Origin of the sequence: Luteibacter sp. 22Crub2.1, assembly GCF_900167995.1 — a bacterium.
Lineage (GTDB): Bacteria > Pseudomonadota > Gammaproteobacteria > Xanthomonadales > Rhodanobacteraceae > Luteibacter > Luteibacter mycovicinus.
The window spans coordinates 15,912-42,905 of sequence record NZ_FUYT01000025.1 but is presented as its reverse complement, the minus strand read 5'-3'; the positions used below and the strand labels follow the sequence as shown (position 1 = coordinate 42,905).

Sequence of the window (26,994 nt, the reverse complement as noted above, 5' to 3'; positions counted from 1 at the left end):
TCAGCCCATGGTTCTCCATCGCCAGATCCGCGTACATCCGTTTGAGCTTGTTGTGCTCCGCTTCCAGATCGCGCAGTCGATGCACATCGGATGCCTCCATGCCGCCGTACTTTGACTTCCAGGCGTAGTACGTCGCCTCGGAAATGCCCAGCTCCCGGCACATATCTTTGACCTGCCTGCCGCCTTCGACCTGCTTCAGCGTCGCGACGATCTGGCTCTCGGTGAACTTGCTCTTGCGCATCGTGGGTCTCCTTGGGGATATTTTGCCCGGAGACCTCGGTTTATGTCTGGAGTAAGTTTACGGGGAGTCGACACCAACGTGGAGCCGGCGAGGGCGGGCTTTGTGCCTGCGAGGCGCCCGGAATTGGCACGCATGTCTGCCACCCTTGGCCTTGTTGCGGGTACTGTCCGGGTGGGCACCCACCTTCGGCGTGTGCCGGAATGCAACAAATCGCACACAAAGCAAGAAAGGTCGAAAAAAAGAACTTCATAAATACCCTTACGTTCTTAGAGGCGCGGACTTGGTTGTGCATAGCATGAGCAAAATAATCAGCGGCAAGATGCTGGGAACAAAGCGCAATGAATCGGTTTCCGGAGTGCGAAGTTGGGGCCGCCAAGCATCATGCCACCGGGTTGGCCTTGTCTCGTCGTTGCCGCAGATGAGGAGGTTGCGATCTTCGGAGAGGCAACGTGACGGGAGTCAACGTATCCGCTGAGCTACGCTGCACGCCGAATAATAAACTTGGCAGTTCTGGTCATCTTTGTTGCGGCTATCGATGCCTTTTCTTTCAACTTCTTCTTTTCGTATCAACGCTCTGTATGTTCAGCTTTTTTTCTCCAAAGATCATAGCGACGCACCAATTTCCAGTTGTGACCTGAACTTCACACGCAGTGCCCCCTTTTTCCCTGCAATCTGCTGCTGCGACTTGTTCGGCCGCGCTTGAACTACCTTGGTCCACTGATGTACCCAAGATGCCTTAAGGAATGTCCGCAACGAGGGATTGCCATCGATCACGGCAGACTGGTGCGGGCCGAACAGGCCTGGAGGCAGGTCGCTGATTTTAGTCGGGGCGCAGTAATTCCATCCTTGCCCAACAACCGGATATTGGCCGGGGGGACAAACTTGAGCGAAGGTATCTTGAGCGGCAAGCACGCCACATAGGATGAAGCTTGCTCGTAGCAGCCGTCTCAATGAGTTTGTTTCTTTCATGAGACTAGTCACCTCGCTTTATTTCGGCTGCACTTTCACGTCGTCGTTCACGGTCTGGACGGGTGTTGTTATCCGTTACGTCGAAAACCGCCCGCGCTGGTTCCTGTCGTATTCGGGCCATGTGAATCAGTATGCAGCGGGGTGTATCCGCCGCCCCCTGTTGCATCGGGCGGTTGCCCCTGCGCTCCGGGCCGGCCATTGCCGCCGGGGCCTCCGAACACCGAATAGCGTGCGAATCTACCCAGCGTCCCCTGGAAGAATCGCCGTCATAGGCGATTCGGAGACGCCCACGATGCTGAGGAACAAACCGTTGTCACCTTGTTACATCGCTACGCTACTCAAGCCCTTGGGCTGATCTCCCGTCAGCGAATTCCATTCTTGAGTGACCCGGAACGCGATGCTTATGCGAATCGTCAATTCAAGAAGCATGGCGGCGACCGCACACAAGGCTGCCATAGAAAATATCGCGCATATGCAGTGACTCAGTCAGCTCTGGAGTGCAGCAGATCACGAGTAGGGCGTATGGGCGGCGGGTATCTATTGAATCCGAACTGGCGGACTGCACTCAGCGTAGTGAACGGTGCACTGGGAGTTGGTGCGGCTACATTGCTCGTAGGCAGCGAGCTTCGCCTCGCTCTCAGTGGCTGCACTCTTGAAGTTCAGGGTCTTTTCGCCAACGACCATCACAATGCAACCGTTCTTTGCTGATACTTGCAGTTCGCAAGCAGTGCCTCCTTTTTCTCGACAGTCATTTATAGCTTGTTTCTCAGCATCACCTGCATTCGCAAGCCCCTTGGACGTCCCTAGAATGCCCTTGGGTATATCAGCTGCAGTTGCCTGCCAGCGATCGGCCCAGCGTGCTACAGGCACTTGCTGCGTTTGCTGTTGCTGCCCAGGAATGGGGACGCAAGTCTGGAAACCCTGCCCATTCTGAGGATACTGGCCTGGCGGGCAACCGCCTTCCGCACGAACGGGAGCGGCTACGAAGAACAGTAGCGCAAGTGACAGCACAGAAAGGGAGGAGCGAATCACAGCGAGACCCTCATGTTTTCGAAAATTGCTTCGTTGCATCTGCTTGTGCGACAGGAGTGGTACCGGAAAGGCGTGGCTCGAAGCCTCCGGCTTGTTGATCCCCCGTTTTTTGCGCGTGGCCCGCGTAACTTGGTGCCTTGATCATGCCCGGCGGCTGCCCCTGCGGCCCCGGTCGACCACCCGCACCCTCGAACGCCGAGTAGGTCAGCGCGCTACCCAGCGTCCCCTGGAAGAACATCGCCGCCATGGGTGGAACCGAAACAATGAGAATACTTAGCAGCAGCCCGATGCCGCCTTGCTGCTTGGCGACGCTCGTCAAACCTTCCGGCTGATTCCCCATCAAAGTGTTCAGCCCACGGTTGACCCAGAACGCGATGCTTGCATGCACGGTGAGCCGAAGCACCATGGCCGCCACCGGACTGAGCAACGCCATGGAAAAAATCGTGTCTATGCCGTACACAAACCCGCGTTGAAACAGGCATCTGGTCTGGACGAAGATGAGGGCACCGGCTTTTTCGAAAGCGCGACCCACGTCATGCGCACAATCGAAGGCTGTATCCACTTCTACAACGACCAGCATCCCATCAACCACCGAATATTAAGACACCGCTCCGGCATATGCTTAAGTGGCCTGGCCTGTACGGGTGATGGGGCCTTAGACACGCCGGATGTTTTGCCGACGGCCGCGATCTACAGCGAGTAATTCTTTGCCGGTTGCGTGTCGTAGTTACCCCGAACGAAGTTGGCCCCGTTGATGTGCATATGAAGGCTTGCTGCGGGCGAGATTCTGGACCACCGACCACTATGCCGTTTTCTTCCTTGGCGATGAGGTTGCTGGCTCCCTTCTTTGTCAGCTATTAAGCGAACCTCATTCGCCATCGCAATGCTGCGAGTACCTCAATTAGTGCAGTTTATTGCAATCTTACCGGTGGGCTACACGATGAGTAATATACCCTGCAATTCACATCGTCCTTATTGCACAGTGCAATGCCTTTATCTTCCGCTTGCGCCTTCGTTGGTGCGTCATTCGTATTCATCACGTTATCGCCGACGACCATCGCGACGCAACCATTCGCGTTCGTGATCCGAACTGAGCAATCAGTTCCACCCTTCGATTGGCAATCGCTTATAGCGGTACGCTCGGCAGCCTCTTCGCTTTTCTGATTCGTCGCGGTTCCGAGAATTCCCTTTGGCGTATCACTGGCGATTGCTTGCCACCGAGACTCCCACCTTACGGGCGGTTGTGAAGTGGTACGGTTGTCGCTACCTGGGATTGGGACACACGTTTGCCAGCCTTGACCAGACTGTGGATATTGGCCAGGGGGCAACCGCCCTCGGCGGCTGCCGGCTTACAACCTAAACCGCTCAAGATTAGGAGAGCGATCGAGAAAAGATACTTCATAATGCTTAAGTCCGAGCGATTTGATTATTCGTCTCCTTAGGCAGTGTGATCGTAGGAGACGGAGTGGTTTGGGCGCCCGTGAGTTCCCTGATTTCCTGATTCCGAATGAGTAGTCCTGCTTGCAGGTGCAGGTACAGCCCCGGAAGGAGTATCCCAATCGCCGGATCCTGGTGGCTGCCCCTGAGGCCCTAGTCGGCGACCCGTGCCCCGGAACAACGGGTAAACCAGCGCCGCTACCCAGCGTTCGCTGAAAGAACATTTTCGCCATCGGACGAACGGTACAATCTAATTGCACAGTATTAATCTTACGCTAACCTCGCCCAACTGCCCCAGTGATACGGCGCGCGGTTGCAGTCGAGCATACGAGTTTACTTGGTGAACTTTATTTGATGCGTACGGGTAGAGAGCAGGCCGAATAATATACGCTGCAATTCTCGTCTTGCATGTTGCAAGCTTTCACGGACAACGATTCTGCTTCTTCTTTTGTCCTTGCAGCCCTTGTCAGCATGCGCTTAGCACCCACTGCCATAGCGACACAACCGTTGGATGCTGAAATTTGGAGTTCGCAAGAGCGCCCGCCTTTTGCGCTGCAATCGCTTGTTGCGGAACGTATAGCATCCTGTTCTGTGGCGGCGCCAGTAGAGGTCCCAAGGGCACCCTTGTCAGCATCGGTAACGATGGCCTGCCAGCGTGAGCCCCACTGGACCGGAGCGGGAAGCGTGGCTTGCGACGAAACTTGCTGGCCAGGGATCGGTACGCATGTTTGCCATCCCTGACCTTGTTGTGGATATTGTCCGGGTGGGCACCCACCCTCCGCTTCGGCCGCAAGTGGAGCGAGGATCCAAATGATGGCGAGGAACGAGAGCTTTCTGATCATTGGGCCGGTCTCACTTGTGATGATGGCTTTGTCGCGTCCTGCTGTATTGGCTGTATCGGAGCCGACGTTCTCGAGAATGAACCGCTGGATGAGCCTTCTGCATGTGGCTGATTCGAAGTCATCTGCGGCGCGTAAGTGGTACCTGAGCCCGGCGGCTGCCCCTGAGGCCCCGGTCGACCACCCGCACCCTGAAACACTGAGTAAGTCAGCGCACTACCCAGCGTCCCTTGGAAGAACATCGCCGCCATGGGTGGAACCGAAACAATGAGAATACTTAGCAGCAGACCGATGCCGCCTTGCTGCATGGCGACGCTCGTCAGACCTTCCGGCTGATTTCCCATCAAAGTGTTCAGTCCACGGTTGACCCAGAACGCGATGCTTACACGCACGGTGAGCTCGAGCACCATCGCCGCTACCGCACTGAGCAACGCCATCGAAAAAATTGTTCCTATGCCGTACATAAGCCAGCGCTGAAACAGGGATTTGGTCTGGTCGAAGATGAGGCACAGGATAAAGAGTGGCCCGAGTCCGATGAACAGCGCCATAGCGAACTGGTAGAGAAGCAGCATCGCGCCGGCTGCCATAGGCGGGGAGGCGGTGCCGAAGGTTGCGATATAGAGCGAGCGATCCTTTGCTGACTGCATCTCGTCGTCGCCCTGGACGACCTTGACCCCGTTGATAGTGGAAAGGGCGAGCTGGGTATAAGCGAGGTTCTCATCGATCGACGACGAGGTGGTTTTGTCGTCTTTACCTGTGAATACACCGTTGATCTCCTTGTCGAGATTCTTGGTCAGGTAGGTATGCAGATCAGATCCGGCGAAGGCCATGGTCGTCGCTGCGCCGACGATAACGGCAATGCGTCCCATGTTGAGGACGGTCGCCATCAGCGGCTCGCGTGACTGACCGGTCAAAATACGGAAGCCCTGGAACATGATCCACAGCGTCACGAGCACCAGGGCGATACCGCTGGCCCAGCTCATCATGTTTTTCATGAGGGTCATGCCGAACGTGCTGATCTCATCGCTGAGATAGTCGTAGACAAGCCGGTAGTAGATATAATCCGCGACGTTAGTTGGCATGTGAACCCTGATTCCGGTGCCGGCAGGCAGTGCCTGCGACGGTCTTGCTTATGTAATGGACATCCGTGAACATCAAATCGATCTTGCCCGGCTTACTTGTCGACGGTGAGAGCAGCCTTGAGGACGGCCGCATTCACCAGTGATCCGATCAGCGTCGGCTGGCCGTTCATGGCTCGACGCGCGAAGATCGACTGCTGTTGCTTCAGCATGGCAATCTCGTTGTCTTGCTGCGTGATATTCGTCTCCCACGTCTCTTTTGCTTTAGCCATGGCGGCGTTGTAGCGTCCCGTGTCGCCCGAGAGCGCGCCCATGTTTGCATTGGATTGACCGATCGATGCGCGAATGGCGGCGAGTTGGGTGAGCATGCTCGATTGCTTTTCCAGCTCTTTGAAGTATGCGACCGTGAAGTTGTACTTCTTGTTCTCAGCTACGACCATCGCGGTGCAGATCTGATTTTGCCTGTCGACGATATTGCCATCCGCGTTGATCGCGGTGGTCAGTGCTGACATGATCGACGACTTCAATTGCGAAATGGCATCGGCCGACACGCCTGGGCATCGTTCGGCGACGCCATAATCGAGCGCGATTTCGTTGTACTGCTGCGTTATCGAGAAAATATCGAACTGCAGGGACTGAAGTTTGACGAGCTGCGTCTGCCAGAACTCGTAAGTCTTCTCCCAGTGTGCAATCTCTTTCCCATACTGCGCCGCAGTCTGCGCAAAATCTGCAACGGCTTTTTCGAACGAGGTCTCGCGCTGGATCAGCGCGGCGGCATCAACTACTGGTATGCCGGATGCTTCCGCGCGTTCGATGTTCAGCCCTGCCGCCAAGGTAATTGCAGCCGCCAGCGAGCATTTGGCGAAGCCCTGGATGACTAAGTTCTTGCGAGATGTCGTTTTCATACCATGGTTTCCGTATTTCGATACCGATCTGAGCGCGCCCTGTCAGGCGGCGCGCGTGGACGAGGAGGGCGTTGGGCGGGGTGAGGGCCGGCCTTTGCCGCTTCCCTTGCGGTTTTCGTAGAAGGCTTCCAGCCATTGTTCGGGTTTCAGATCATTGGTCGACACGCCTTCGCTCTCAGCGCGTGCCTGCAGAATCTCGTGCATGATTTCAATGTTGTCCGTCGAGGCGGAGATCACCGCCAGGGCGTCATCCAGGCCGCGCAGATTCAGCTGGCACACGGCCGAAGCGTGGCCTTGCTTCACGACGAAGCAGCGCGAACGCTCATCCAGACCGACCACCACCTGGTACTCGGCTTCGGTCAGTTTCAGGCCGTCGACGTAGTCTTCGCGGCTGGCATTCGGATTAGGCAGCAGGATCATGGTGGCGGTCTGCTCGATCAGCGCGGCCGAGATGTCGCTGGCCAGTGCATCTTCCGGGCTCTGCGTCGCGAAGATGCCCATACCGTTCTGCTTACGGATGGTCTTCTGCTTGTTCTTCGCGAACTCTTTCAGGCCGCCCTTGCCGTCGAGGATCTTCCAGAATTCGTCCATGACGTAGATCAGACGGCGACCGTCGATCAGCGCTTCCAGGCGATGCAACAGGTAGTTGATGACCGGGGCGCGGACTTCCGGATTGTCGATGATATCGGTGTAGTCGAAACCAATGATGTTTGCCTTGGTCAGATCCACGGTATCGCGCGGATTATCGAACACCCAGCCGAGCGAGTTGCCGGCAGTCCACTTGCGCATGCGGATGAACAGACCGTCGTCGCCCAGATTGGGCAGGCTCTTCTGGAAGTTCGTCATGTTGCGGAGGTGGATCGGCGTGTCTAGCATGTTTTCGACGGCGCGGAAGATGTCCTCTTCCTCGCGCGAGCTGTATACGCTCTTGCCGGCCAGTACTTTGATGAGGTTTCCCAGGAACTGGACATTCTCTTCGCTGCGGTCACATTGGAACGGATTGAAACCCGTGGGCTGGCCGTTCTCGAGCGCGAGGTAATTGCCGCCGCAGGCGCGCACGAAAATCTCCGCGCCACGGTCCTTGTCGAAGAAGAAAATTGTCGGCGCGGGGTCGAGCTTCTGCACCTGGCTCAGCAGAAAGTTGATCAGCGCGGTCTTGCCGGTACCGGACTTACCGATGACCATCGTATTCGCAATGGCCTTCTCACCCAGCGAGTTCTCGGCGGGGTGGGTGGCGTGAAAATTGAAGTAGTACGGCTGGCCGTTGGTCGTCTGCAGGGTGGTGACGCACTCGCCCCACGGATTGTTTTCTTTCTTACCCGTGGCGAAGTTGTGCAGCGGCGACAGGCCGAGGAAGTTCAGCGAGCTGACGTTAGCCAGTCGGGTACGGAACTTCCAGTTGCCGGGGAACTGAGCATAAAACGCGGAGGTGACGGCCAGATCTTCCTTCACCGTGACGAAGCCGGCGTTGGACATCTCCGCGCGCGTCGATGCGATCTGCTGCGACAGCAGGTCCTGGCTGGGCGCGTAGATGGCGATGGTGAAGTGATACTCGCCAAGCACGAAGTTGCCCGAGGCCAGCTGATCCATTGCATGGTCGAGCTCGATGATTTGACTGACGGCCTTATCGCCCGAGGAGATCATCATGCCCTTGGTTCGCTCCAGCGCGGACAGCGCGCTTGTGCGGCCCATGGGTGTGAACGAATGGGTGATGACGTACTCGAAATCCAGGTACTTCAGACCATTGAGGATGCCTGGATAGGTGCCGTCGGTGTATTCCTTGATGTTGAGTAGCGCGCCAAAGTGATTCACGCCACTGGGCGTGGTCAGTACGAAGTCGCCGGTCTTGGCCGAAAAGCGCTGGCGGCTGATGGCAAGGTAGTCGTAGACAGGCGCGTTCAGCGCAGGCACCGGCTCGTCCACACGGTTGAGAATGAATCCGTAGAGTTCGAGAATTTCGGAGAACACGATGCCGTTCGAAGCTTCGTACAAGCCAAGACGGTACGGTGCGTAATCCTTGAGTACGGCTTCTACGTTGCCCGCAAGCTCGAGAATGGTTGTGATCGCGTGTGCCTGCTCCTGCTGGAGCCGGTCGACGCTCGTGGATTTCTCCGCCAGTCGACGGTTCTCCGGCATCGGGCGGTACATCATGGTCAGGTAGAGCTCGTTCTGCATGAGCTTCTGCCCGGACAATGCGTCGAAGTACTGATCCGACATGTCCTGGTTGAACTTCTGGCCGAACTTCGACGAGTCGCGCAGGGTGCGACGACGACGGATGTCGTGCACCCAGAAGGCGACGTTGGTGTAGTCCGGCGCACGCAGCGTCTGCAGCATGCGGTTGAACGTATTGTGACGGTGTTCGATCTCCCACTCTTCTCGCCCGACGAAAGGTAGTCCTCCAAGACGCCACACCAACAGAAAGTCGCCGCCGGTCGTTTTCACGACGGTGGGGGAGACGTGGCTGGAGAGAGTGATGTGGGCTGAGATGGGCGCGTCGGGTGTGAACATGGTGGTCGATACCGTGAAAGCCGAAAGGCCCTGGCACGAGGTGCCAGGGCGTGGGTCCTTGATTTACCGCTTGTCCTTTTTACGCGGGTCGCGATAGTTGTTGGGTGTAAACACCCACATGCCGTCGTGTTCCCGTACGTTCCTGACCCTTGTCTTGAACTGAAAGCGCAAGCCAAGCAGGCGGAAGATCAATTCATCGCGACGCGCCATCTGGCGCATCACGAAGATCACCACCGGGATGAGGAGGAGGAAGAAATAATTGAAGTACATGGCCAGCAGCAGACACGAGCCGGCACCCATGAAGAAGGGCACGTAAGGCACGCCCATGAACATGGGCGGGCGCGTGCAGCCGCGGAACAGTACGTTCTTATGCATGGAACGACACGAGGTGGATCGCGGAGTTGATCACGTCCATGAGGAACAGAGACGTGCCGCTGGTGGCGCCGCACTCATCATTGTCCGAGCCGACCACGGTCTTCGCGATCTGGGCAGCCGCACCGATCATCACGCCGCCGATCAGAGCCGGGGTGACGTCCGCGATACGCTTGTGCGCGAAGGCGATCTGGTAGCCGGAGAAGATGACCGCGACGGTCACGACCACGATGGAAGCGGCGTTCAGGATGGTCTTGATGCTTCCGAAGAAGCCGCAGACCTTGGTCTGGGTGGTGTCGTCAGCAAGCGCCAGCTCCGGCAGGAAGGCCAGGGCAAGTAAGGCGAACAGGGCGACCGTGTTGAGCAAGGGGCGCTTGGACTTGGCGATCGTGGTGCTGAGGGCGGACAGGGCCATCTTTCGGTTCCTTCGTTGCGATTGAATCAAATTGCGCCGACGCAACATGCGACGGAGCGGATAAAGCTGCGTGCCGCGCAGCCAACGGTGCCATGGCGCCGCCCGGAATCCGTCCGGCACGGGCCTGCGTATCAGAAGACAAAAGCGTCATCGCCTGACTGCGTTCGGGTATCGGCGTTGTCGACAGGTCGTCCCTGGGGTTGTTGCATCTGGCGTACGGCACCCGGCGGTGGGTCGTTGGGTCCGTGCACCTGCGGTACGAAGATGCCGCCGGCATCCTGTGCGGGCGGTACGGCTTGCGCGCCGGTCGGTGACGCGGCCGACACACCGATCTGCGACATTGCCGCAGCGGTCGATGGATCGGTCTGTATCCGTCCGGCCTGCGACGGCGTATTGACCTGCGGCAGGCGTGCGCCGATCTGCGACATGATGGCGGCGGTATCGGGATCGGTGACGATCGCGCCGGGCGCCGTTTGTGGCGTCTGCACCAGCGCGGGGTTGGTCACCGGTACTGTCTGCATGGCGACCATGCGACTGGAGGGCGCGACGCCCGTGGCGGTGCCGATCATCGCGGCGGCGGCGCTGTCGAGCACGCTGCTGCGCATGGCGACGCGGTAGCTGGGGCTGTCTTCGACCACGCCCCTCATGCCGTTGCCGACCTTGACGACGCGTACCGGGACCGGCCTCGCCTGAAGCGGAATGGCCGCTGCGACCGCGGTTCCCGCGCTGCGCGCCATTGAGGCGAATATCTTCTGCACGTAACCGTGCTGGTATCCGGTGACGAAATTGCCGGAGTAGTAGCAGCTGAATGCCTTACCCCAGTCCTTTCCTGCGCTGTCGTAGCATTCGCGGAGGATGCGAGAGCCGGCTTGCAGGTTGGGGCAGAAGTCAAAGGCCTTCTCGAAGGTGTCCAGCCCGTACTTGCCGAGATTGGCGCGATTCACCTGTGCCGCGCCGACCGAGTAGTTGTAGCCCTGATCCTCGAGCGACTTGACCGTCGCGATGGCTTCACCGAGGTTCTGGGGCTGACGCACGAGCTGACCGCCCACCACGCCGATGGCGTACGGGTTGCGGCTGGACTCTACGTTGACGACGTGCTGCATCACCTCCGCCGGTACGGCAAGGTTGGGGCACGCCATCATTTCCATTCCCGGTATCACCGTTACAACTCCTGTCTAATGACCGATGTCTTAAGTGTTACCCCCCGTCCGCGCTCAGTGCGCGAGCCGGGTTGAAGTCGATGCCGGTGATATAGCGCCGGCCCGCATGTGCCTTGATGTGTACGACGATGTCGATGGTGAGCATGAGCAACCGCTTGATCGTCGCGAATTCCAGTCCAGCGCCTTCTGAAGAGGCCTTCACCATCAGTGCCAGCTGGTCCCAGGTCTGCTCTACGCTGCCTGCGTGGCAGCTTGTGATCGAACCAGGGTGGCCGGACGCGCAATTTCGGATGAAATAAAACGACTCGTCACCGCGCAGCTCCGCCAGGATAATCCGGTCAGGCTTCATGCGCAGGCAGGCTTCCATGCAGCTCTTTGCCGTTACATTGGCTGCACTCTGGCCGCCTTTGGAGTAGAGCAGGTGCACGACGTTGGGCTGGTCGATGAACAGCTCGCGGGCATCTTCAATGGTAACCAGCCGCTCGTCGTCGGGGATGTGACCGACCAGCGACTTCATGAACGTCGTTTTGCCGCTGCCGGTTGCACCAGCCACCACGATATTCTTCTTGCTGAGCACGGCATGGCGAAAGAAGTCCGCATAGCGACGCTCGGCACGTAGTTCGAGCAGTTCCTTGTCAGCCTGGCTGATCGTGTTCGCACCTTCGAGAATTTCGTCGAAGAAACCGTCTTCGCTGTACTGAGCGAGGGTACGCGTCTGCTTCGACGGAAGACGGATGGTGATCGACACACGACCGGCTTCCACGGCGGGCGGGATGACGAATTGCGCGCGCTGGCCGGTGGGGAAGGTCAGCGACACCACGGGATCCGTGTCCGTGATGCGCTGACCGGTATTGCTTTCGTTGACGACGGCGGTACAGAACTGCCGCGCACGCTCGAACGTCAGCGACGGGACGTCCACGCGCTGCCAGCCGCCCTTGCGCTCCAGATAGAGCTCGCCGGGCCGGTTGATGCAGATTTCGGTCACATCCGAAGACGCAAGGAAATCCCTCACGCCCAGCACTTCGTACTGGTAATCGAGGAAGTCGTTGCTGACCTGTGCTAGCGGGCCTTCGTCCATAGTTCCCTCAATACCTCGCGACCACGCCGGTGAAGTCAACGTCCTTGGCGACGTAGATTGCCAGCACCGTACCCTGGTTGATCGTGACGGTCGCCGGGCGGTTGGCCTGGCGCTGCACGGCCTGATTGGCCAGCTGCTGAATGGTGTCCGCGGTATTGCTCTCGAACGGTGTCTGGGTGACGACACCATTGCTGATCGTGGTGCTCTTCGGGCCGTGCTCGGCGGCTTCGTACTTAAAGGCGTCGCTGAGCAGGCTGATCAGCAGGGCGGCACCGATACGGCTACCCCAGTGAGCGTTGTAGTAGCCCGGATGACCGGCACCGCCGAGCGCGTCGATACCGGGGCTCGCCATGTTCACGTCGATACCGGTTGGCGTGACGATACGGTCCCAGATGACCGCGACACGCGGGCCGCTGGGTTCCATTTCGTACTTGCCCATCACCTTGCTGCCCTTGGGCAAAAGCAGGCGCTTGCCGGTGAACGAGTACACCGGTTCGGTCACGACGCAGGACGTAAAGCCCGGGATGTCCGTGATGATGCGGGTCTCGAGGACGCAGCGGATGAACGTGCCGCGCAGCATGATCGTGTCCGGATGCGTGAGCGGAGTGGCGCTCGACACATCCGGTAGCTCCTTCGCCGAGTAGGCGAGGTTGCCGTTGGCGCTCATGGAAGGTGCGGCAGGCGTCTGCTCGCCGAAGGCCCCGGGCGGGAACTTGAATCCGGTGCCTTCCTGCGACGGAGCGTTGGCGACGCCATTGGTCCCGCCATTCGACGCGGCGATGCGTCGCTCGAGCAGCGTCGGCCCACGCGGCGCTTCCGGCTGCGTCGGCATGGGCGGCATCTGCGACGGGACCGGCGGTGCCTTCAGTGCGATGGGATCCGCGGGCGGCGGAGTCGGCGCATTCTCGGGCGGCATCGGCGGCGGAGCGCGCGGTGCCTCGGGGATGCTGACCGTTTCTTCGCGGACCTTCGGCGGGGTCTTGGTGCTGCTGCCGCCGAATACCCAGAAACCGATCACCAGCAAGAGCAAGGCAATGCTCGCCAGCAGGCCCAGCGCCTTACGATTCATGCGCTGCATGTCGTTCGAGGTCAGCTGCGGTGCGGCGCTGTCGAGGTCCGGCTGTCGCGTCTGACGCGCATTGTTCGAATACGGGTTGTTTGCCAGTGGATCGTGCTGCTCGGCGGCACGATCCTGCGGCGGCACGTTGCTGCCGTTGGATTCTTCGTCCGGGTGATAGGGGTTGTTCGGGCTCACTTCTTTGTGTTCCTTCGCAGACCGACGACATTGCTGTCGTGGCGGATGACCAGGTAGGCGTACGTGCCATGGACGACGATGGTGTTGCCCTCGACGGTGGTATTAACCACTGCGTCTTCGCCGTGTTCCTTCTCGCGCATGTACACCGTGGGGAAGTTTCCCGTGGGGAACTGCTTGAGGTCCGGCATCTTGATGTACGTAAAGCGGCCGTCGTCGTACACGTTGATCGGCACGAGCCAGGGCGGCGTCTTGCGCGTCTTCGCGAAGTCGTAGTCGAAGTTGTAATCGCGACCCTTGACCAGCGAGGTGTCGAGCGCAGGCGCCTGTTCGACCTTCTTGGCTTCCGACATGAAGCTGGTGTCGGACGGATAGGTAAACACGACCTTGTACTGCACGCCGGCACGGCGAGCCTGGTCAAGGGTCTTCCAGTCCGTCGCCACGACCTTCAGCTCGAAGATGTACGAGTGGGTCGCCGTACGGATCATCATGTTGGTGTCGACGTCGACGTTCTTCGGCTTGACGTAGAACACATTGTCGCGCCGGGTAAGATCCCAGCCCGTGCTGAAGCCGGTGCTGTAGTCGAGGATCTTTTCGTTCGGGCTGAGTTCGATCTGGGTGGAAATGCCGAGGCCGGTGCGTACCTGATAGATGCGATCGGGCTGGTATTCATAGGACGTGACGCCGGTCACCGCCTGCATCGCGGCCGTGGGAGCACTCTGCTCGGTCTGGGCGATGGCGAACGGCGCCAGGCACATCGCGGCTGCACCAACGGCGGTGCGCAGACTCAGCTTGATTGGTCGATTCATCAACGGCGCCCTCCATTGGCGGCGCTACGGGGCGAACGAGCCGCAGGTGCGGCGTTGGAAGGCACGGGAACCGGGGTTCCTGCGGAGGGTGGTGCGGCGTAGGCGCCGTCGACCGGAATGGGAGCCGTCGGCATCGCACTGCGCTGAAGGGTGTCGTTGGTCGCCGCGCCGGGCGCGTAACCCTGCGGAGCAGCGCTCTGGGGCGCCGCACCCGCAGCGGGCAGGTCGTCGGGATCCACGCCCGGGGCGGTCGGCGCGACGGGCGCGTTCGGGTTGACCGTAGCCGCTGGATTGACCTGTACTTCGGCCGGCGGCGTCGAGCCGTAATCGTTGTCGACTCGATAGCTCGTGACCTGGAAGCCGAGCGGATTCTCGACGCGGCTCTGATCGTCCATGCGGAGGTTCGGGTTGTACGAGAACTCCATCGTCGCGATTTTGTTGTCGAGAACCGACGTGGCGCCGTTGGTCTTGTCGTAGATGCTGCGCTGGAAGCGTACGGTGGCGCCCTTCGGGGGCGAGCCCTGGCCACCGCCAATGAGCACGATGCTGAGTATCTTGACGCGAACGGCCTTGTTCTTGCCGTACAGCTTGTAAGGGCTGTTGTCATTGTTGGTCGAGTGCAGATTCATGTAAGGCCGCGCAACGTCGGGTGCGGCCATGGTCAGCACGGTGGGCCAGTCGCGCATGTTGGTCAGCGCGATGTCATAAGCCTCGCGAGCCAGGACAAAGTGCGCGATGTTGCTGCGATTGACGGCTTCGTTCGTAGTGACCCGCTTGTTGACCAGGTCTTCGGTGAGGCGCGCGAGCGAGCTCGTACCCGAGTACGGGTCGGCCATCACGATGTACGGCACCTTTTCCTTGAGCGGCAGCATGTAGAAATAGCCACCCACAAGAATGCACGAGACCCCGAGCGAGCAAAGCGCAACGATCCAAGCCCGACGCTCGCTGCGTCTGGCCATGTCGGCAACGGTAACTTCGAAGTTGACGCTCTGTTGCACGGCGGCGTCGATCTTCGGCGAACTTTTCTTCTTGAGCATGTGAGTGCGCTGCCTGGCGGTTACTTCGAATCGGGCGTCGCGGCGACGTTGCCCGCATCGCCTGTGGAGACGGCGGCGTTGGGCGCCGATGCCGGAGCCGGCGCGGCAGGCGCGGTCGGCGGGGCGATCGCGCTCACTTCCTCGACGATCAACTGCGGTCCGTCGACGACCACTGCGACGCCCTGCGCGGCGTAGATCGCGCTGAGCTGTGACGCGGCGTCGCGGACCTCCGTCGTGTGGATGGCGGACGTGGTCTTGGGCAGCGTGAAGTCGGAGCGGAGCTTGTAGGCCAGCTTCATGCCGGTATCGGTGGTCCACCGCGTCAGCATCGTCTTCAGCGTCCCGTCCATCGGCGCCGCGTAATACGTATAAGGCACGGCGAGCGGGATCTCGACCACCTTGTCGTCGTACTTGTTGACCGGACGCCAGCGACCGCCGAAGTCCTTCGCCGGCGGCGTGCCGCATGCGGACAGCAGCAGGACAAATCCGGAGACGAGGAAGAGAGTAAGGGCAGGGTGCAGGATTTTTTTCACGCGTGGCTCGTAAGTCATGAAAAGCAAACAGAAAACATCAGCGGCCCTCGTCGCGGAAGCCCGGACGCGGGGTCGAGAAACCGTTTACATCGCTACGAAAATGACGACGGAACGTGCCGCCTGGCGACTTGCCAGACCGGTATCGGTCGATGAGCCGTGGCGCGACGCGCGCCAACGGCAAAGGACTCCCCTGGAGGAGCTGGAACCTCGGGCCAACCGGCCCCGAGCGATATGCAAATCATCCATAGAACATCCTGTATCGAGCGCCTGCGCGCCCTTGCATTACGTGCCAGCAAAGAATGGCCGCACGACCCCCGGAGCGATAGAGATATCGCCACTCGCAGTTGCCGCACCGAACCAGTGATTCCCCAAAACGCTTCTGCGGATCTCAGTCCACGTTGTTAAGATAGCGCAACGCCGCATTCCTGACTAGTGGGCTGTATAACCGTTTTCTGTGGCGAATATCACACAAATCCAGCCCTTATCATGTCTTGAGCTAACCGAAAGTTGACGCAGATCACATTCTTGCCGTGCGTTAATGCTTACGAGAACGTTTGGAATGTGTATGTCTCGTGAAGGTTGCGCTTGAAACCAAGGCGCACGCTTCCTTGCGGATGCAAACGTTGTCACTTTGCGATGTCACTCGTGCGACAGCCGTGTCTCTGGCTGAGTTTTTGCCGCATTCAAAAACGGGGGTGCCATGCTGAAGGAGGAGCGCCGGTGCTGGCAATGTGCGTCGCCCTGAAAAACATGTGAGCAACGGCCAACCGTTGCCCTCAGTGGCCCAGGCGGTGCCAGCGTTTACCGACATAGACGCACACGCCGCCTTCAGGGCAGGGTTGCAGGCGCCCGTGCGCGCGCGCTTCCTGCACCTCGTCGAACCACGCGGCGTCGTCCATACGCTTGTAAGTCGTCCAGCTGAGCACGCAGGCGCCACAGATCGCGAAGACCGCCGCCGCGCCTGCGGCGGCCAGCGCCTTCCACGCGCTGATGGCGTGCAGGCGTCTCAGGGCGTGGACGTTCGCTTCCAGCGCCGTACTTGCACGTGTCAGCCGGGTCGACGCCTGCGTCATCGCACGCTCGAGATCGCCGGCGGCAGCGGCGGCGCTGGCGACGATCGCGTCGCCAGCGCGCAGGGCAAGTTCGGCGGTCGCGTCGCGTGCGCTTGTCTCCGCGGTCAGTGCAAGCGACTCCGCCGCGCGGACGAGTTCGGCGTGCGACAACTCCGCCTGTCGCGTCAGGCGCTCGCCCAGGCCCTGCAGGCCAGAAGCGAACATGCCGAGTTTGACCGTGATCTCTTCAGCGTCGGTCCGGGTCATCGGCAGCATGTCAGAGCGCCATCGCTGGAGCGCTTTGCTCCGCGACCTGGGTAGGCGCCTGTTCCGCTGCGGGCTGCACCGGGAGCGAATCGGTCAGGGCCTGCTGGTTGCTCCGTTCACCCTGAAGCAACCAGGTCTGCCCGTCCAACGTTTCGCCATAGATCCGACCGACCCGGCACAAGGCGTCCACGTCGCCCTCGGCGCCCGAACGGCACAGTGCCTCGAACATGTCGTGCGTCGACGTCTGCCGCGTGACATTTCCATCAGGTCTGTCGGGTGCGCTGACATATGGGCCCCTGTTCTGCATGAGCGTTTCATGCGCCGTTGTGGCTTGATCGAGCGTCCGCACTCCCGCGATCCCGTCGACGACCAAGTCGTGGTTCTGCTGAAACGCCATGACGGCGAGCCGTGTGGCGTTGCCGTAAGCGCCATCCGGGCGCAACGCGTAGCCGAGGTCATGCAGTTGCGTCTGGAGTTCACGCACCCGATCCCCACGAGCGCCCTCGCGCAGGGTGGAAGAAGCCGGCGCGTGGTGCGACGCATTCATCGCCATGAGGTCTTCGGTGCCGATGGTCTGGTTACGGATCCCTTCGACGAGCTCGGGCGTGATGACGGTCGACCACTGATTCACCGCCGCGACGCGCTCGGCGTAGCCATTGCTGCCGCCATTGATGGCCTTGGTCGCCGCGCGTACGTCCGTAGGATCGATGTCTCTGCATCGTTCCTTCCAGTAGGCGATGGCGACATCGGCGGAAACGTCGGGCTCGCTGGCAAGGTGCGGGTGCTCGACCAGGTCCACGCCCACGAGTCGCCCGAACTTTTCGTAATTGGAGCGTCCGGTCAACTGGATCACGCCGCGCCCGTGAAAACGCCAGCCATCCCCTGGCTCCCGGTTACCAAGCGTGGGGTGGGTGTCGTAAAGGAGGTTTGCAATGGTCTCGGGATCTCGCGTAGCCAGTGCCGCGTCGACCTCCTCGCGGGTGTGTCTGGAACCAAGGCCTTTGATCTGGCTGAGCGCACGATCCGCGCTCGAATACATCATGCTTTCGTTTACGCGATGAAAGTTCATCGACTCCACCGCGGCCTGGCCCATGAGATTGGCCAGCTCGGCGGGCGAGGTGATTCCTTTGTCGATCGCGCGCTTCAGCAGTGTCGTCGAGTGTTGGTTGAATGTGCTCACGGTTCCCTCCGCTCAGAACGTGGTTGTGGTGTGTTTGACGAGCAGAGGCCAGAGGCGGTCGGGATCGAGGTCTTCCATCGGAGTGACGGGAAAGTCGCGAGGCGAGACGATTTCACCGTGGGCGGCGCCCAGGGGCGCGTCGGGGTCGGCTGACCGCTCAACAGGGAAGTCCTGCGTCATCGCATGGACGTTCCACCGCTTTCTCGTGGCGTCGTAAGTGAACTCGAACGTGTGATGTTGGCGATGGGTCGCGTTTGCCCAGCGGATGGTGCCGGCGGCGATTTCCAGGTCGTAAATGCCCATCATTTCCTGCGGGCGACTCATGTAAGGGTTGTTGACGCAGTCAACCGCGCTGTCGCTGCGAGCCGTTTCCTTCCACGCGCCCTCGTGATCGGTGAACACGATCAGCTTGCATGGGTTGTTTCCGCCATGACGGGGCTCTTCCACGTAACGTGCGCCGGGGTAGACGGCAACGACGAGCCCTTTCGTGCCGTTGCCGGTCAACTCGCCGGTTTTGAAGGCGAGCACCAGGTCGTCGGGCGCGAGAGCGGCGCGGACGTCGTCCGGGACGGTCGGCAGCGGCGGCGCGGGCAGCGCGAACGGCCGCGTGCTGACGAACAGGGCGGTGGCGACAGCGACGCGAAGCCGCGCCACGTTGCGAGTGACGTTCCTTTTCATGAGGGTGCTTCTTCCTGCGCCTGCCGAAGCAGACGGTTTGATGGGCAGTACGCGTTGGTAGGGGAGGGCGGCGCTCTGGACCAGCTTGCGACGACGGGTCGGCAACTAAGGATCGTCGTTGCATGCCAATCATGGGTTGCCATCGTAGCGGCGTTGGCCGGACGCGACAATGCGTCGTACATAGAACTTTTCTGAAAAATCGTCCGGATTGGGGTTGGCTTCGCATCGACAGCCCGCCACCTTCCGGGTTAGAAGTTCTCTCTTTGCCCGACAGGATCCCCGGATGGCCGTTGACCTCATGCCCACCGATGCCGAACTCATGGCGCTGGCCCAGGAGGTCGCCGCCGCCGCGCAGGAGCGCCGGGTGATGGTCGCGACCGCCGAGTCCTGCACGGGCGGCTGGATCGCCAAGACGCTGACCGATCTGGCCGGCAGTTCCGCGTGGTTCGAAGCCGGCGTCGTGACCTACAGCTATAGCGCGAAAGAGTCGCTGCTCGGGGTCAACCCGCGCACGCTGGAGCGGACGGGCGCCGTCAGCGAGGAGACCGTGCTGGAAATGGTGTCCGGTGCACTGGCCCGGTATGGCGCCGGTGTCGCGGTGGCGGTGACCGGCATCGCGGGCCCGTCCGGCGGCACGCCAGACAAACCTGTCGGCACCGTTTGGATCGGCTGGAAGCGCCGCGGGGGCTATGCCCACGCCACGCTTCACCATTTCGATGGTGACCGCGAGGCGGTGCGGCGGCAGACGGTCGCGGCCGCACTTGCTGGAATGACTGCGGAACTGAAGGGCTGAACCGTCCGGGCTATGGCAAACTTGGGGATTGCGGATCGCAGTCCCTGAGACGACGGTCCGGCAAGATACTCACCTACACACGAGACCGGATACCACGATGGACGACAATAAGCGCAAGGCGCTGGCGAGTGCCCTCGGCCAGATTGAAAAGCAGTTCGGCAAGGGTGCGGTCATGCGTCTGGGCGACCGTGTCGACGACAACATCGATACCGTGTCCACCGGTTCGCTCGGCCTCGATATCGCCCTGGGCATCGGCGGCCTGCCGCGTGGCCGTGTCGTCGAAATCTACGGCCCGGAATCCTCCGGTAAGACGACCCTGACCCTGCAGGCCATCGCGTCCTGCCAGCGCAACGGCGGCACGGCGGCCTTCGTCGACGCCGAGCACGCGCTCGATCCGAGCTACGCCGAGAAGCTGGGCGTCAACGTCGCCGATCTCCTCGTCAGCCAGCCGGATACCGGTGAGCAGGCGCTCGAAATCGCCGACATGCTGGTTCGCTCGGGCGCCGTGGACATGGTCGTGGTCGATTCGGTGGCCGCGCTGACCCCCAAGGCGGAAATCGAGGGCGAAATGGGCGACTCCCACGTCGGCCTGCACGCCCGTCTGATGAGCCAGGCCCTGCGTAAGCTCACGGCCAACATCAAGAAGACCAACTGCCTCGTCATCTTCATCAACCAGATCCGTATGAAGATCGGCGTGATGTTCGGCAGCCCGGAAACCACCACCGGTGGTAACGCGCTGAAGTTCTACGCCTCGGTTCGTCTGGACATTCGCCGTATCGGCGCGGTCAAGAAGGGTGACGAAGTCATCGGTTCGGAGACCCGCGTCAAGGTCGTCAAGAACAAGGTGGCTCCGCCGTTCCGCCAGGCCGAGTTCGAGATCCTCTACGGCGAGGGCACCTCGCGCGAAGGCGAGATCATCGAGCTGGGCGTGCGGGAGAACCTGATCGACAAGTCGGGCGCCTGGTATAGCTACAAGGGCGATCGCATCGGCCAGGGCAAGGAAAATGTCCGCCAGTTCCTGCGCGACAACCCGGCCATGGCCAACGAAGTCGACGCGGAACTGCGCGCGCGCCTGCTGGTCAAGGCCGGTCCGAAGTCCGAAGCCTCGACCGAGGCCGACGAGCTTGAGGAAGTCTGATAAAGGCGCGGGGAAGGGCGACGGCAAGGCCGATCGCCCCACCCGTACCGCGTACGACAAGGCGCTTGGGCTACTTGCCCGGCGCGAACACTCCCGCCGCGAACTCAGGCAGAAGCTTGATCGCGGCGGTTTTACGCGTGATGAGTCGACTGCCGCCGTCGAGCGGCTGGGCGACCAGGGCTACCAGGACGACGATCGCTTCGCCGCCTCGTTGTTCCGCAGTCGGGCCGGGCAGGGCTACGGGCCGGCACGGATCCGGGCCGAACTTCGCAGTCAGGGCGTCAGCGATGCCACGATCCGCCAGTTGATGGAGGAAACGGACATCGATTGGGACGATCTGGCCGCCGGTCAGCTGCGTCGGCGCTATGGCGGATCCTCGGCCGACCCCGCTGAACGGGCACGGCGGGCGCAATTCCTCTTGCGTCGCGGCTTCGCCGCCGCCACAGTACGTGGTCTAACCCACGCCGATGCGGAAGACGCCGACGACGACTGAAGGCAACGAGCCTTGATTCTGGACGGAGCGTCGACGTAACGCGTCTCGCAGCTTCCAAGCCACGATCGCTCATGAAAACCGCCGAAATCCGTTCGACCTTCCTCGAATTCTTCCGTTCCAAGGACCACACCATCGTGCCTTCGGCATCGCTGGTGCCGTCGAACGATCCCACGTTGCTGTTCACGAACTCGGGCATGGTGCCGTTCAAGAACGTGTTCCTCGGCAGCGAAAAGCCAGGCTACGTCCGTGCGGCCGACGTCCAGCGCTGCCTGCGGGCGGGCGGCAAGCACAACGACCTCGACGCGGTGGGCTACACCGCCCGCCACCACACCTTCTTCGAAATGCTGGGCAACTGGTCGTTCGGCGACTACTTCAAGCGCGACGCCATCCGCTTCGCCTGGGAGCTGCTCACCGACGTCTACAAGCTGCCAGCCGAGCGCCTGTGGGTCACCGTGTACCACACGGACGACGAGGCCTTCGATATCTGGAACAAGGAGGTCGGTGTCCCGGTGGACCGCATCGTCCGCATCGGCGACAACAAGGGCGCGCCGTTCGCCTCCGACAACTTCTGGCAGATGGCCGACACGGGCCCGTGCGGTCCGTGTACGGAGATATTCTTCGACCACGGTGCCGACGTGGCCGGTGGCCCCCCGGGCTCGCCCGACGAGGATGGCGACCGCTACATCGAGATCTGGAACCTGGTCTTCATGCAGTTCGACCGTGCCCCGGACGGCACGCTGACGCCGCTGCCGGCGCCCTGCGTCGACACCGGCATGGGTCTCGAGCGCCTGGCCGCCGTGCTGCAGCACGTGCATTCCAACTACGAAATCGACCTGTTCGCCCACCTGATCGCCGAGGCCGGTCGTCTGACCGCCACCGCCGACCTGTCGAACAAGTCGCTGCGCGTCATCGCCGACCATATCCGTGCCTGCTCCTTCCTCATCGTCGACGGCGTGCTGCCCTCCAACGAAGGTCGTGGCTACGTGCTCCGCCGCATCATCCGTCGCGCCCTGCGCCACGGCTGGATGCTGGGCGTGCGCGGCGACTTCTTCTGGAAGATGGTCGCGCCGCTGGTCGCCGAGATGGGTGAGGCCTATCCGGATATCGCGAAGAAGCAGGCGTTCGTTGAGCAGGCGCTCAAGAACGAAGAAGAGCGCTTCGGCGAAACCCTCGAGCACGGCATGCGTCTGTTCGACGACATCGCATCCCGGGCGGAAAAGGTGATTCCCGGCGTCGACGCTTTCCGTCTGTACGACACGTATGGCTTCCCGGTGGATCTCACGGCCGACATCGCCCGCGAGCGCGGCATGAGCGTCGACATGGACGGCTTCGAGCAGGCCATGGGCGAGCAGCGCACGCGTGCTCGCGCCGCCAGCAACTTCTCGACCAGGGCCCAGTTGCCCGCGGAAGTCGCCAGCGCGGTGTCGCCGACGGTTTTCACCGGCTACGACAGCCTCGAGCTGAGCGATGCCCGGGTGCTCGCGATCGTACGTGACGGCAAGTCGGTGGATCGCCTCTCCGACGGCGAAGAAGCTTTCCTGTTGCTCGACCGTACACCGTTCTACGCGGAGTCGGGCGGCCAGGTGGGCGATACCGGCGTCCTGCGCAATCCTTCGGGCGCGCTGGCCGTGGCCGATACGCAGAAGGTCGGTGGCGCGTTCTTCGCGCACTTCGGAACCTGGCAGGGGTCCGCGCCGCTGAACAAGGGCGACATCGTCGGCGCCGCGGTGGACGCCTCGCAGCGTCAGGCCACGGTGCTGAATCATTCGGCGACCCATCTGTTGCACGCCGCGCTGCGTACCGTCCTGGGCGACCACGTTTCGCAGAAGGGCTCGCTGGTGGCTCCTGAGCGCCTGCGTTTCGATTTCTCCCACTTCAAGGCGCTGACCGCCGACGAGCTCGCGCTGATCGAGCGCATGGTCAACGACGAGATTCGCCACAACGATGCCGCCGAAGTGCACAACATGGCCTACGACGAGGCCATCGAGTTCGGCGCCATGGCGCTGTTCGGCGAAAAATACGGTGCCGAAGTGCGCGTGCTGAAGATGGGCGACTTCTCGACGGAGCTTTGCGGCGGCACGCACGTGTCCCGGACGGGCGACATCGGTCTGTTCAAGATCGTGGCGGAATCCGGCGTCGCCGCTGGCGTACGACGCATCGAGGCGGTGACTGGCGCGGGAGCCATGGCACGTGTTTCGGATGAAGAACGCGTCCTTGGCGAGGTCTCCGGACTGCTTGCCGCGACCGGTGACGAAGTTGTCGAAAAACTCCGTCAGCTGTTCGATCGACAGAAGAAGCTCGAGCGCGAAATCGAATCCTACAAGGCCAAGGCGGCCACCTCCGCCTCGGCCGATCTCGCCGCCTCGGCGGTGGATGTCGCCGGTATCAAAGTCGTCGCCGCCCGTATTGAAGGTCTCGATGCCAAGTCGCTGCGCGACAGCGTCGATGTGCTCAAGCAGCAGCTCGGCGATTGCGCCATCGTGCTGGCAGGTGCGGTGGATGGTCGCGTGGCACTCGTGGCAGGCGTCGGCGGCGCCGCGCTGGGCCGGGTCAAGGCCGGCGATCTGGTGGGCGAAGTGGCCTCGAAGATCGACGGCAAGGGCGGTGGCCGCCCTGACATGGCCCAGGGTGGTGGCGTCGACAGCCCGGCGCTTCCCGGTATTCTCGAAAGCATCCCTGCGTGGGTGGAAGCTCGTCTGCGCTGAACGGGAGATAGATGGACCCGTACCAAAGTGCCGTAAAGGCGCTTTGGTACACGTCTTCACGGCTGTGTGCGTTGCTTACGCTGGATTGGCTCAGCTAGTATGATCCGAATGCCGAACGTAATTTTCGGTGTCGGTCCTTCGGATCGGAATGGCAGGACAGCTGGTCAGCGACACACACAACTAGAGCCGGGGAAGGCAGTTCGGCCTTCGATGGTCGAAACGTCAATCCATCGACGGCAAGCACTCGGGGTGAGGTTGTCGTTGGTGGGGAAGCCAATACCTGATTTTATGGAGTATCAATCATGCTGATTCTGACCCGCCGGGTCGGTGAAACCCTGATGATCGGCGACGAGGTGACCGTCACCGTTCTGGGTGTCAAAGGTAACCAGGTGCGCATCGGCATCAATGCACCGAAAAATGTCGCAGTCCATCGCGAAGAGATTTACCAGCGCATCAAGAACGAAGGCGACGCCGGCAGCCATTCCGGGGACGACCACGACCAGTAAGGTCTGAGGCTTTACGAGTCGACCAAGGTTAAGTATCCTTGCCGGCTCGTGAAGGCAGGTCCTTTACGAAACATCCCGGAGAGTTGCCCGAGTGGCCGAAGGGGCTCCCCTGCTAAGGGAGTATAGGGTCAAAAGCCTTATCGAGGGTTCGAATCCCTCACTCTCCGCCAGTTACGCAAGACGCCCCTAACGGGGCGTTTTGCGTTTCCAGACCACCGTTTCCAGAGTCATGTAGGAGCGCGCCCCGCGCGCGACCGGCTACCCTCGCGCCCGCAAATTTGACCAGAGTCGGGGCAGCCCACACCCCACCTTTCTAAGCTCGCAGCTTTTGTCCAAAGCGAGCCTCCCATGTCCACCGGATACGACGACCTTCAGGTCAGCTACGGCCGCTGCCTGCGCACGCGCGGTTTCATCGGGCGCTTCTACGAGATCCTCCTGTCCCGCGACCCCGGCCTCGCGCTCCTGTTCGCCACGACCGACTTCCAGAAGCAACACATGGCCCTGCGCCGCGGCATCAGCCTGGCGATCTCCTGGGCCGCCGGCGACGGTATGGCGAAACGCCCGGTCGACGAGATGATCCGCGTCCATGCCCGCACGGGCAGGGCGCCGGTACCGCCGGAGTACTACGCGTACTGGCTCGACAGTCTGCTGCAGGCGGTACGTGAGCGTGACGATCAGCTCACGCCGGAACTGGAGGTGCGCTGGCGTGAGGCGATGAGCGCCGTGACCCACGCCTTCGCCGTCGCCTACTGACGCGGATCGCCGGTCAGTGGTGCCTGCGGGTCGTTCGCAGGCCGAATCCCGCGCAAACAAAAACGCCGGCACTAGGCCGGCGTTTTCATAATGAACGAATTCATTGGTCGGGGAGACAGGATTCGAACCTGCGACTTCTACGTCCCGAACGTAGCGCTCTACCAGGCTGAGCTACACCCCGACGGGAGCCGCGTATATTAGCCATGCTCCCGATCAATGGCAACAGGTCGCTTCAACTTTTTTCACGCATTGCCTACCGGGGCGGGCTGTGGCCATCTGCTAATCTATGCGGCTGCCGCGTGGCGGCCTCCGTATAAGCCTGTCCGAAGAGGAATTGCATGGCACTCACCCCGGCCCGCACCATGCCCGGTGTCCTCGAGCTCCTGCCGCTCGATCAGATCGCGTTTCAGCGCATGCTGGACACGATCCGCCGTAACTATGAGAAATTCGGCTTCCTGCCGATCGAGACGCCGGTGATCGAGCACAGCGATGTGCTGCTGACCAAGACCGGCGGCGAGACGGAGCGCCAGGTTTACTTCGTGCAGTCCACCGGTGCGCTGGGCGCGGCGGCGGAGAAGGACAAGGGCGGCGTACCCGAGCTGGCGCTGCGTTTCGACCTCACCGTGCCGCTGGCGCGCTACGTGGCCGAGCACGAGCATGACCTCAGCTTCCCGTTCCGTCGCTACCAGATGCAGCGCGTCTATCGCGGCGAGCGCGCGCAGCGCGGACGCTTCCGCGAATTTTATCAGTGCGACATCGACGTGATCGGCAAGGACTCGCTGTCGGTGCGTTACGACGCCGAGATTCCGGCGGTCATCTACAGCGTGTTCCGCGACCTCAACATCGGTCCGTTCACCATCCAGCTGAATAACCGCAAGCTGATGCGCGGTTACTTCGAAAACCTCGGCATCGCCGACGCCGAGCAGCAGATGCTCGTGCTGCGCGAAGTCGACAAGCTCGACAAGCGCGGTCCGGACTATGTGCGCGACACGCTGACCGGTGAGGCGTTCGGCCTGTCGGCCGACGTGGCGGCGAAGATTCTCGCCTTCGTCCAGGTACGTTCCACCTCGGTCGATAACGCCTTCGCGCATCTCGACGCGCTGGGTGCCGGTTCGGAAACCTTCGAGCAGGGCAGGGCCGAGCTGAAGGAAGTCCTGACGATGATCCGCGACTTCGGCGTGCCGGAGACGCATTTCGCACTAAACCTGTCGATCGCCCGCGGCCTCGATTACTACACGGGGACGGTCTACGAGACCACGCTGAACGATCATCCCGGCATCGGTTCGATCTGCTCGGGTGGCCGCTACGAGAATCTGGCCGGTCAGTACACGAAGTCGCATCTGCCGGGCGTCGGCATCTCGATCGGCCTGACGCGCCTTTACTGGCAGCTGCGTGACGCCGGCCTGATCTCGACCGCGCAGAGCACGGTGGACGTGCTGGTGACGCAGATGGACGCGGCGCAGTTGCCGACCTATCTCGCCGTCGCGACGGAACTGCGCAACGCGGGCATCGCCACCGAGGTGGTGCTCGAGGGCGGCAAGCTCGGCAAGCAGTTCAAGTACGCGGACAGGGCGGGCATTCGCTTCGTCGTGGTGCTGGGCGAAGACGAGATCGCGAAGGGCGTGGTTACCGTGAAGGATCTTCGTCGCGAAGATCAGTTCGAGGTGGCTCGCGCCGACCTGGTCAAGACGTTGCGCGTCGAACTGGCCCAGGCCGAAATCGGTCGCTGAGCTTTCTCATACCCTCACCGCACGGCATTCCCC

At 61.3% G+C, this 26,994-nt stretch carries 23 protein-coding genes, 2 tRNA genes and 1 pseudogene; 8 read left to right on the top strand and 18 right to left on the bottom strand.

Annotation, left to right across the window (positions count from 1 at the left end):
- From B5X73_RS19895 to B5X73_RS19800, 17 genes and pseudogenes are all read right to left on the bottom strand, one after another.
- On the bottom strand, nucleotides 1-241 hold a 241-nt coding region (locus tag B5X73_RS19895), incomplete at its 3' end, for a transposase (RefSeq protein WP_139382663.1).
- Nucleotides 242-844: 603 nt separating this feature from the next.
- A complete protein-coding gene (locus B5X73_RS21445) occupies nucleotides 845-1,210 on the bottom strand; it encodes a hypothetical protein (RefSeq protein WP_254857345.1) in 366 nt (121 codons plus the stop codon).
- Nucleotides 1,211-2,252: 1,042 nt separating this feature from the next.
- On the bottom strand, nucleotides 2,253-2,822 hold the full coding sequence (locus tag B5X73_RS19880; RefSeq protein ID WP_079523022.1) for a hypothetical protein: 570 nt from the start codon (nucleotides 2,820-2,822) through the stop codon (nucleotides 2,253-2,255).
- Nucleotides 2,823-4,517: 1,695 nt separating this feature from the next.
- A complete protein-coding gene (locus B5X73_RS19865; protein WP_079523019.1) occupies nucleotides 4,518-5,600 on the bottom strand; it encodes a TrbL/VirB6 family protein in 1,083 nt (360 codons plus the stop codon).
- A gap of 92 nt (nucleotides 5,601-5,692) precedes the next feature.
- A complete protein-coding gene (locus B5X73_RS19860; RefSeq protein ID WP_079523018.1) occupies nucleotides 5,693-6,502 on the bottom strand; it encodes a hypothetical protein in 810 nt (269 codons plus the stop codon).
- Between the two features lie 42 nt (nucleotides 6,503-6,544).
- Complete coding sequence (locus B5X73_RS19855) at nucleotides 6,545-9,010, bottom strand: VirB4 family type IV secretion/conjugal transfer ATPase (RefSeq protein WP_079523017.1); 2,466 nt, start codon at nucleotides 9,008-9,010, stop codon at nucleotides 6,545-6,547.
- A 63-nt stretch (nucleotides 9,011-9,073) separates the two neighbouring features.
- Nucleotides 9,074-9,385 carry a VirB3 family type IV secretion system protein gene (locus B5X73_RS19850; RefSeq protein ID WP_043693047.1) on the bottom strand — a complete coding sequence of 104 codons (312 nt, stop codon included), beginning with the start codon at nucleotides 9,383-9,385 and terminating at the stop codon, nucleotides 9,074-9,076.
- Nucleotides 9,378-9,797 (bottom strand): TrbC/VirB2 family protein, encoded by a 420-nt coding sequence (locus B5X73_RS19845; RefSeq protein ID WP_043693050.1) that lies wholly within the window; start codon nucleotides 9,795-9,797, stop codon nucleotides 9,378-9,380. Before B5X73_RS19845 ends, B5X73_RS19850 begins: the two co-directional genes overlap by 8 nt.
- A gap of 131 nt (nucleotides 9,798-9,928) precedes the next feature.
- The gene (locus B5X73_RS21565) at nucleotides 9,929-10,945 is read right to left on the bottom strand and encodes a transglycosylase SLT domain-containing protein (protein WP_176167898.1); all 1,017 of its coding nucleotides are present in this window, start codon (nucleotides 10,943-10,945) and stop codon (nucleotides 9,929-9,931) included.
- 49 nt (nucleotides 10,946-10,994) lie between these two features.
- Nucleotides 10,995-12,035: a P-type DNA transfer ATPase VirB11 gene (gene virB11 / locus B5X73_RS19835; RefSeq protein ID WP_079523015.1), complete on the bottom strand. Its 1,041-nt coding sequence runs from the start codon at nucleotides 12,033-12,035 to the stop codon at nucleotides 10,995-10,997.
- A 7-nt stretch (nucleotides 12,036-12,042) separates the two neighbouring features.
- Nucleotides 12,043-13,290, bottom strand: coding sequence for a TrbI/VirB10 family protein (locus B5X73_RS19830; protein WP_079523014.1), 1,248 nt, complete (start codon nucleotides 13,288-13,290; stop codon nucleotides 12,043-12,045).
- Nucleotides 13,287-14,096: a TrbG/VirB9 family P-type conjugative transfer protein gene (locus B5X73_RS19825; RefSeq protein ID WP_239708995.1), complete on the bottom strand. Its 810-nt coding sequence runs from the start codon at nucleotides 14,094-14,096 to the stop codon at nucleotides 13,287-13,289. The genes B5X73_RS19830 and B5X73_RS19825 overlap by 4 nt, the downstream gene beginning before the upstream one ends.
- Nucleotides 14,096-15,133 carry a VirB8 family type IV secretion system protein gene (locus B5X73_RS19820; RefSeq protein ID WP_079523013.1) on the bottom strand — a complete coding sequence of 346 codons (1,038 nt, stop codon included), beginning with the start codon at nucleotides 15,131-15,133 and terminating at the stop codon, nucleotides 14,096-14,098. The genes B5X73_RS19825 and B5X73_RS19820 overlap by 1 nt, the downstream gene beginning before the upstream one ends.
- A 134-nt stretch (nucleotides 15,134-15,267) precedes the next feature.
- Nucleotides 15,268-15,684 (bottom strand): annotated as a pseudogene (locus B5X73_RS19815) (hypothetical protein); the annotation flags it as partial.
- Nucleotides 15,685-16,442: 758 nt separating this feature from the next.
- The gene (locus B5X73_RS19810; RefSeq protein WP_079523012.1) at nucleotides 16,443-16,994 is read right to left on the bottom strand and encodes a hypothetical protein; all 552 of its coding nucleotides are present in this window, start codon (nucleotides 16,992-16,994) and stop codon (nucleotides 16,443-16,445) included.
- Between the two features lies 1 nt (nucleotide 16,995).
- On the bottom strand, nucleotides 16,996-18,165 hold the full coding sequence (locus B5X73_RS19805) for a peptidoglycan-binding protein (protein WP_079523011.1): 1,170 nt from the start codon (nucleotides 18,163-18,165) through the stop codon (nucleotides 16,996-16,998).
- A 12-nt stretch (nucleotides 18,166-18,177) separates the two neighbouring features.
- Entirely contained in the window at nucleotides 18,178-18,843 is a 666-nt protein-coding gene (locus B5X73_RS19800; protein ID WP_079523010.1) for a hypothetical protein, read from the bottom strand.
- A gap of 283 nt (nucleotides 18,844-19,126) precedes the next feature.
- On the opposite strand from B5X73_RS19800, the gene B5X73_RS19795 reads away from it, so the two are divergent.
- From B5X73_RS19795 to B5X73_RS19765, 7 genes are all read left to right on the top strand, one after another.
- Entirely contained in the window at nucleotides 19,127-19,636 is a 510-nt protein-coding gene (locus B5X73_RS19795; RefSeq protein ID WP_036114736.1) for a CinA family protein, read from the top strand.
- A 97-nt stretch (nucleotides 19,637-19,733) separates the two neighbouring features.
- Nucleotides 19,734-20,774 (top strand): recombinase RecA, encoded by a 1,041-nt coding sequence (gene recA, locus B5X73_RS19790; protein WP_036114733.1) that lies wholly within the window; start codon nucleotides 19,734-19,736, stop codon nucleotides 20,772-20,774.
- Nucleotides 20,761-21,267, top strand: coding sequence for a regulatory protein RecX (locus B5X73_RS19785; RefSeq protein WP_036114731.1), 507 nt, complete (start codon nucleotides 20,761-20,763; stop codon nucleotides 21,265-21,267). Before recA ends, B5X73_RS19785 begins: the two co-directional genes overlap by 14 nt.
- A gap of 71 nt (nucleotides 21,268-21,338) precedes the next feature.
- Complete coding sequence (alaS, locus tag B5X73_RS19780; RefSeq protein WP_079523009.1) at nucleotides 21,339-23,972, top strand: alanine--tRNA ligase; 2,634 nt, start codon at nucleotides 21,339-21,341, stop codon at nucleotides 23,970-23,972.
- A gap of 302 nt (nucleotides 23,973-24,274) precedes the next feature.
- Nucleotides 24,275-24,478 carry a carbon storage regulator CsrA gene (gene csrA / locus B5X73_RS19775; protein WP_079523008.1) on the top strand — a complete coding sequence of 68 codons (204 nt, stop codon included), beginning with the start codon at nucleotides 24,275-24,277 and terminating at the stop codon, nucleotides 24,476-24,478.
- Between the two features lie 77 nt (nucleotides 24,479-24,555).
- Nucleotides 24,556-24,648, top strand: a tRNA-Ser gene (locus B5X73_RS19770).
- 178 nt (nucleotides 24,649-24,826) lie between these two features.
- Nucleotides 24,827-25,231: a globin family protein gene (locus tag B5X73_RS19765; RefSeq protein WP_079523007.1), complete on the top strand. Its 405-nt coding sequence runs from the start codon at nucleotides 24,827-24,829 to the stop codon at nucleotides 25,229-25,231.
- Nucleotides 25,232-25,335: 104 nt separating this feature from the next.
- Here the strand turns inward: B5X73_RS19765 and B5X73_RS19760 are convergent.
- Nucleotides 25,336-25,412 (bottom strand) — tRNA-Pro (locus tag B5X73_RS19760).
- Nucleotides 25,413-25,569: 157 nt separating this feature from the next.
- Here B5X73_RS19760 and hisS point away from each other — a divergent pair.
- Nucleotides 25,570-26,961 carry a histidine--tRNA ligase gene (hisS, locus tag B5X73_RS19755; protein ID WP_036114648.1) on the top strand — a complete coding sequence of 464 codons (1,392 nt, stop codon included), beginning with the start codon at nucleotides 25,570-25,572 and terminating at the stop codon, nucleotides 26,959-26,961.
- Nucleotides 26,962-26,994 lie beyond the last annotated feature (33 nt).

Excerpts from the sequence above, each read along its gene's own strand:
- B5X73_RS19810 (WP_079523012.1), bottom strand. The coding sequence starts at position 16,994 with ATGCTGCCGATGACCCGGACCGACGCTGAAGAGATCACGGTCAAACTC.
- recA (WP_036114733.1), top strand. The coding sequence starts at position 19,734 with ATGGACGACAATAAGCGCAAGGCGCTGGCGAGTGCCCTCGGCCAGATT.
- B5X73_RS19855 (WP_079523017.1), bottom strand. The coding sequence starts at position 9,010 with ATGTTCACACCCGACGCGCCCATCTCAGCCCACATCACTCTCTCCAGC.
- B5X73_RS19850 (WP_043693047.1), bottom strand. The coding sequence starts at position 9,385 with ATGCATAAGAACGTACTGTTCCGCGGCTGCACGCGCCCGCCCATGTTC.
- B5X73_RS19795 (WP_036114736.1), top strand. The coding sequence starts at position 19,127 with ATGGCCGTTGACCTCATGCCCACCGATGCCGAACTCATGGCGCTGGCC.
- B5X73_RS19880 (WP_079523022.1), bottom strand. The coding sequence starts at position 2,822 with ATGCTGGTCGTTGTAGAAGTGGATACAGCCTTCGATTGTGCGCATGAC.
- hisS (WP_036114648.1), top strand. The coding sequence starts at position 25,570 with ATGGCACTCACCCCGGCCCGCACCATGCCCGGTGTCCTCGAGCTCCTG.
- B5X73_RS19765 (WP_079523007.1), top strand. The coding sequence starts at position 24,827 with ATGTCCACCGGATACGACGACCTTCAGGTCAGCTACGGCCGCTGCCTG.
- B5X73_RS21445 (WP_254857345.1), bottom strand. The coding sequence starts at position 1,210 with ATGAAAGAAACAAACTCATTGAGACGGCTGCTACGAGCAAGCTTCATC.
- alaS (WP_079523009.1), top strand. The coding sequence starts at position 21,339 with ATGAAAACCGCCGAAATCCGTTCGACCTTCCTCGAATTCTTCCGTTCC.
- B5X73_RS19845 (WP_043693050.1), bottom strand. The coding sequence starts at position 9,797 with ATGGCCCTGTCCGCCCTCAGCACCACGATCGCCAAGTCCAAGCGCCCC.
- B5X73_RS19825 (WP_239708995.1), bottom strand. The coding sequence starts at position 14,096 with ATGAATCGACCAATCAAGCTGAGTCTGCGCACCGCCGTTGGTGCAGCC.
- virB11 (WP_079523015.1), bottom strand. The coding sequence starts at position 12,035 with ATGGACGAAGGCCCGCTAGCACAGGTCAGCAACGACTTCCTCGATTAC.
- B5X73_RS19865 (WP_079523019.1), bottom strand. The coding sequence starts at position 5,600 with ATGCCAACTAACGTCGCGGATTATATCTACTACCGGCTTGTCTACGAC.
- B5X73_RS19800 (WP_079523010.1), bottom strand. The coding sequence starts at position 18,843 with ATGAAAAGGAACGTCACTCGCAACGTGGCGCGGCTTCGCGTCGCTGTC.
- B5X73_RS19820 (WP_079523013.1), bottom strand. The coding sequence starts at position 15,133 with ATGCTCAAGAAGAAAAGTTCGCCGAAGATCGACGCCGCCGTGCAACAG.
- B5X73_RS21565 (WP_176167898.1), bottom strand. The coding sequence starts at position 10,945 with ATGGAAATGATGGCGTGCCCCAACCTTGCCGTACCGGCGGAGGTGATG.
- csrA (WP_079523008.1), top strand. The coding sequence starts at position 24,275 with ATGCTGATTCTGACCCGCCGGGTCGGTGAAACCCTGATGATCGGCGAC.
- B5X73_RS19860 (WP_079523018.1), bottom strand. The coding sequence starts at position 6,502 with ATGAAAACGACATCTCGCAAGAACTTAGTCATCCAGGGCTTCGCCAAA.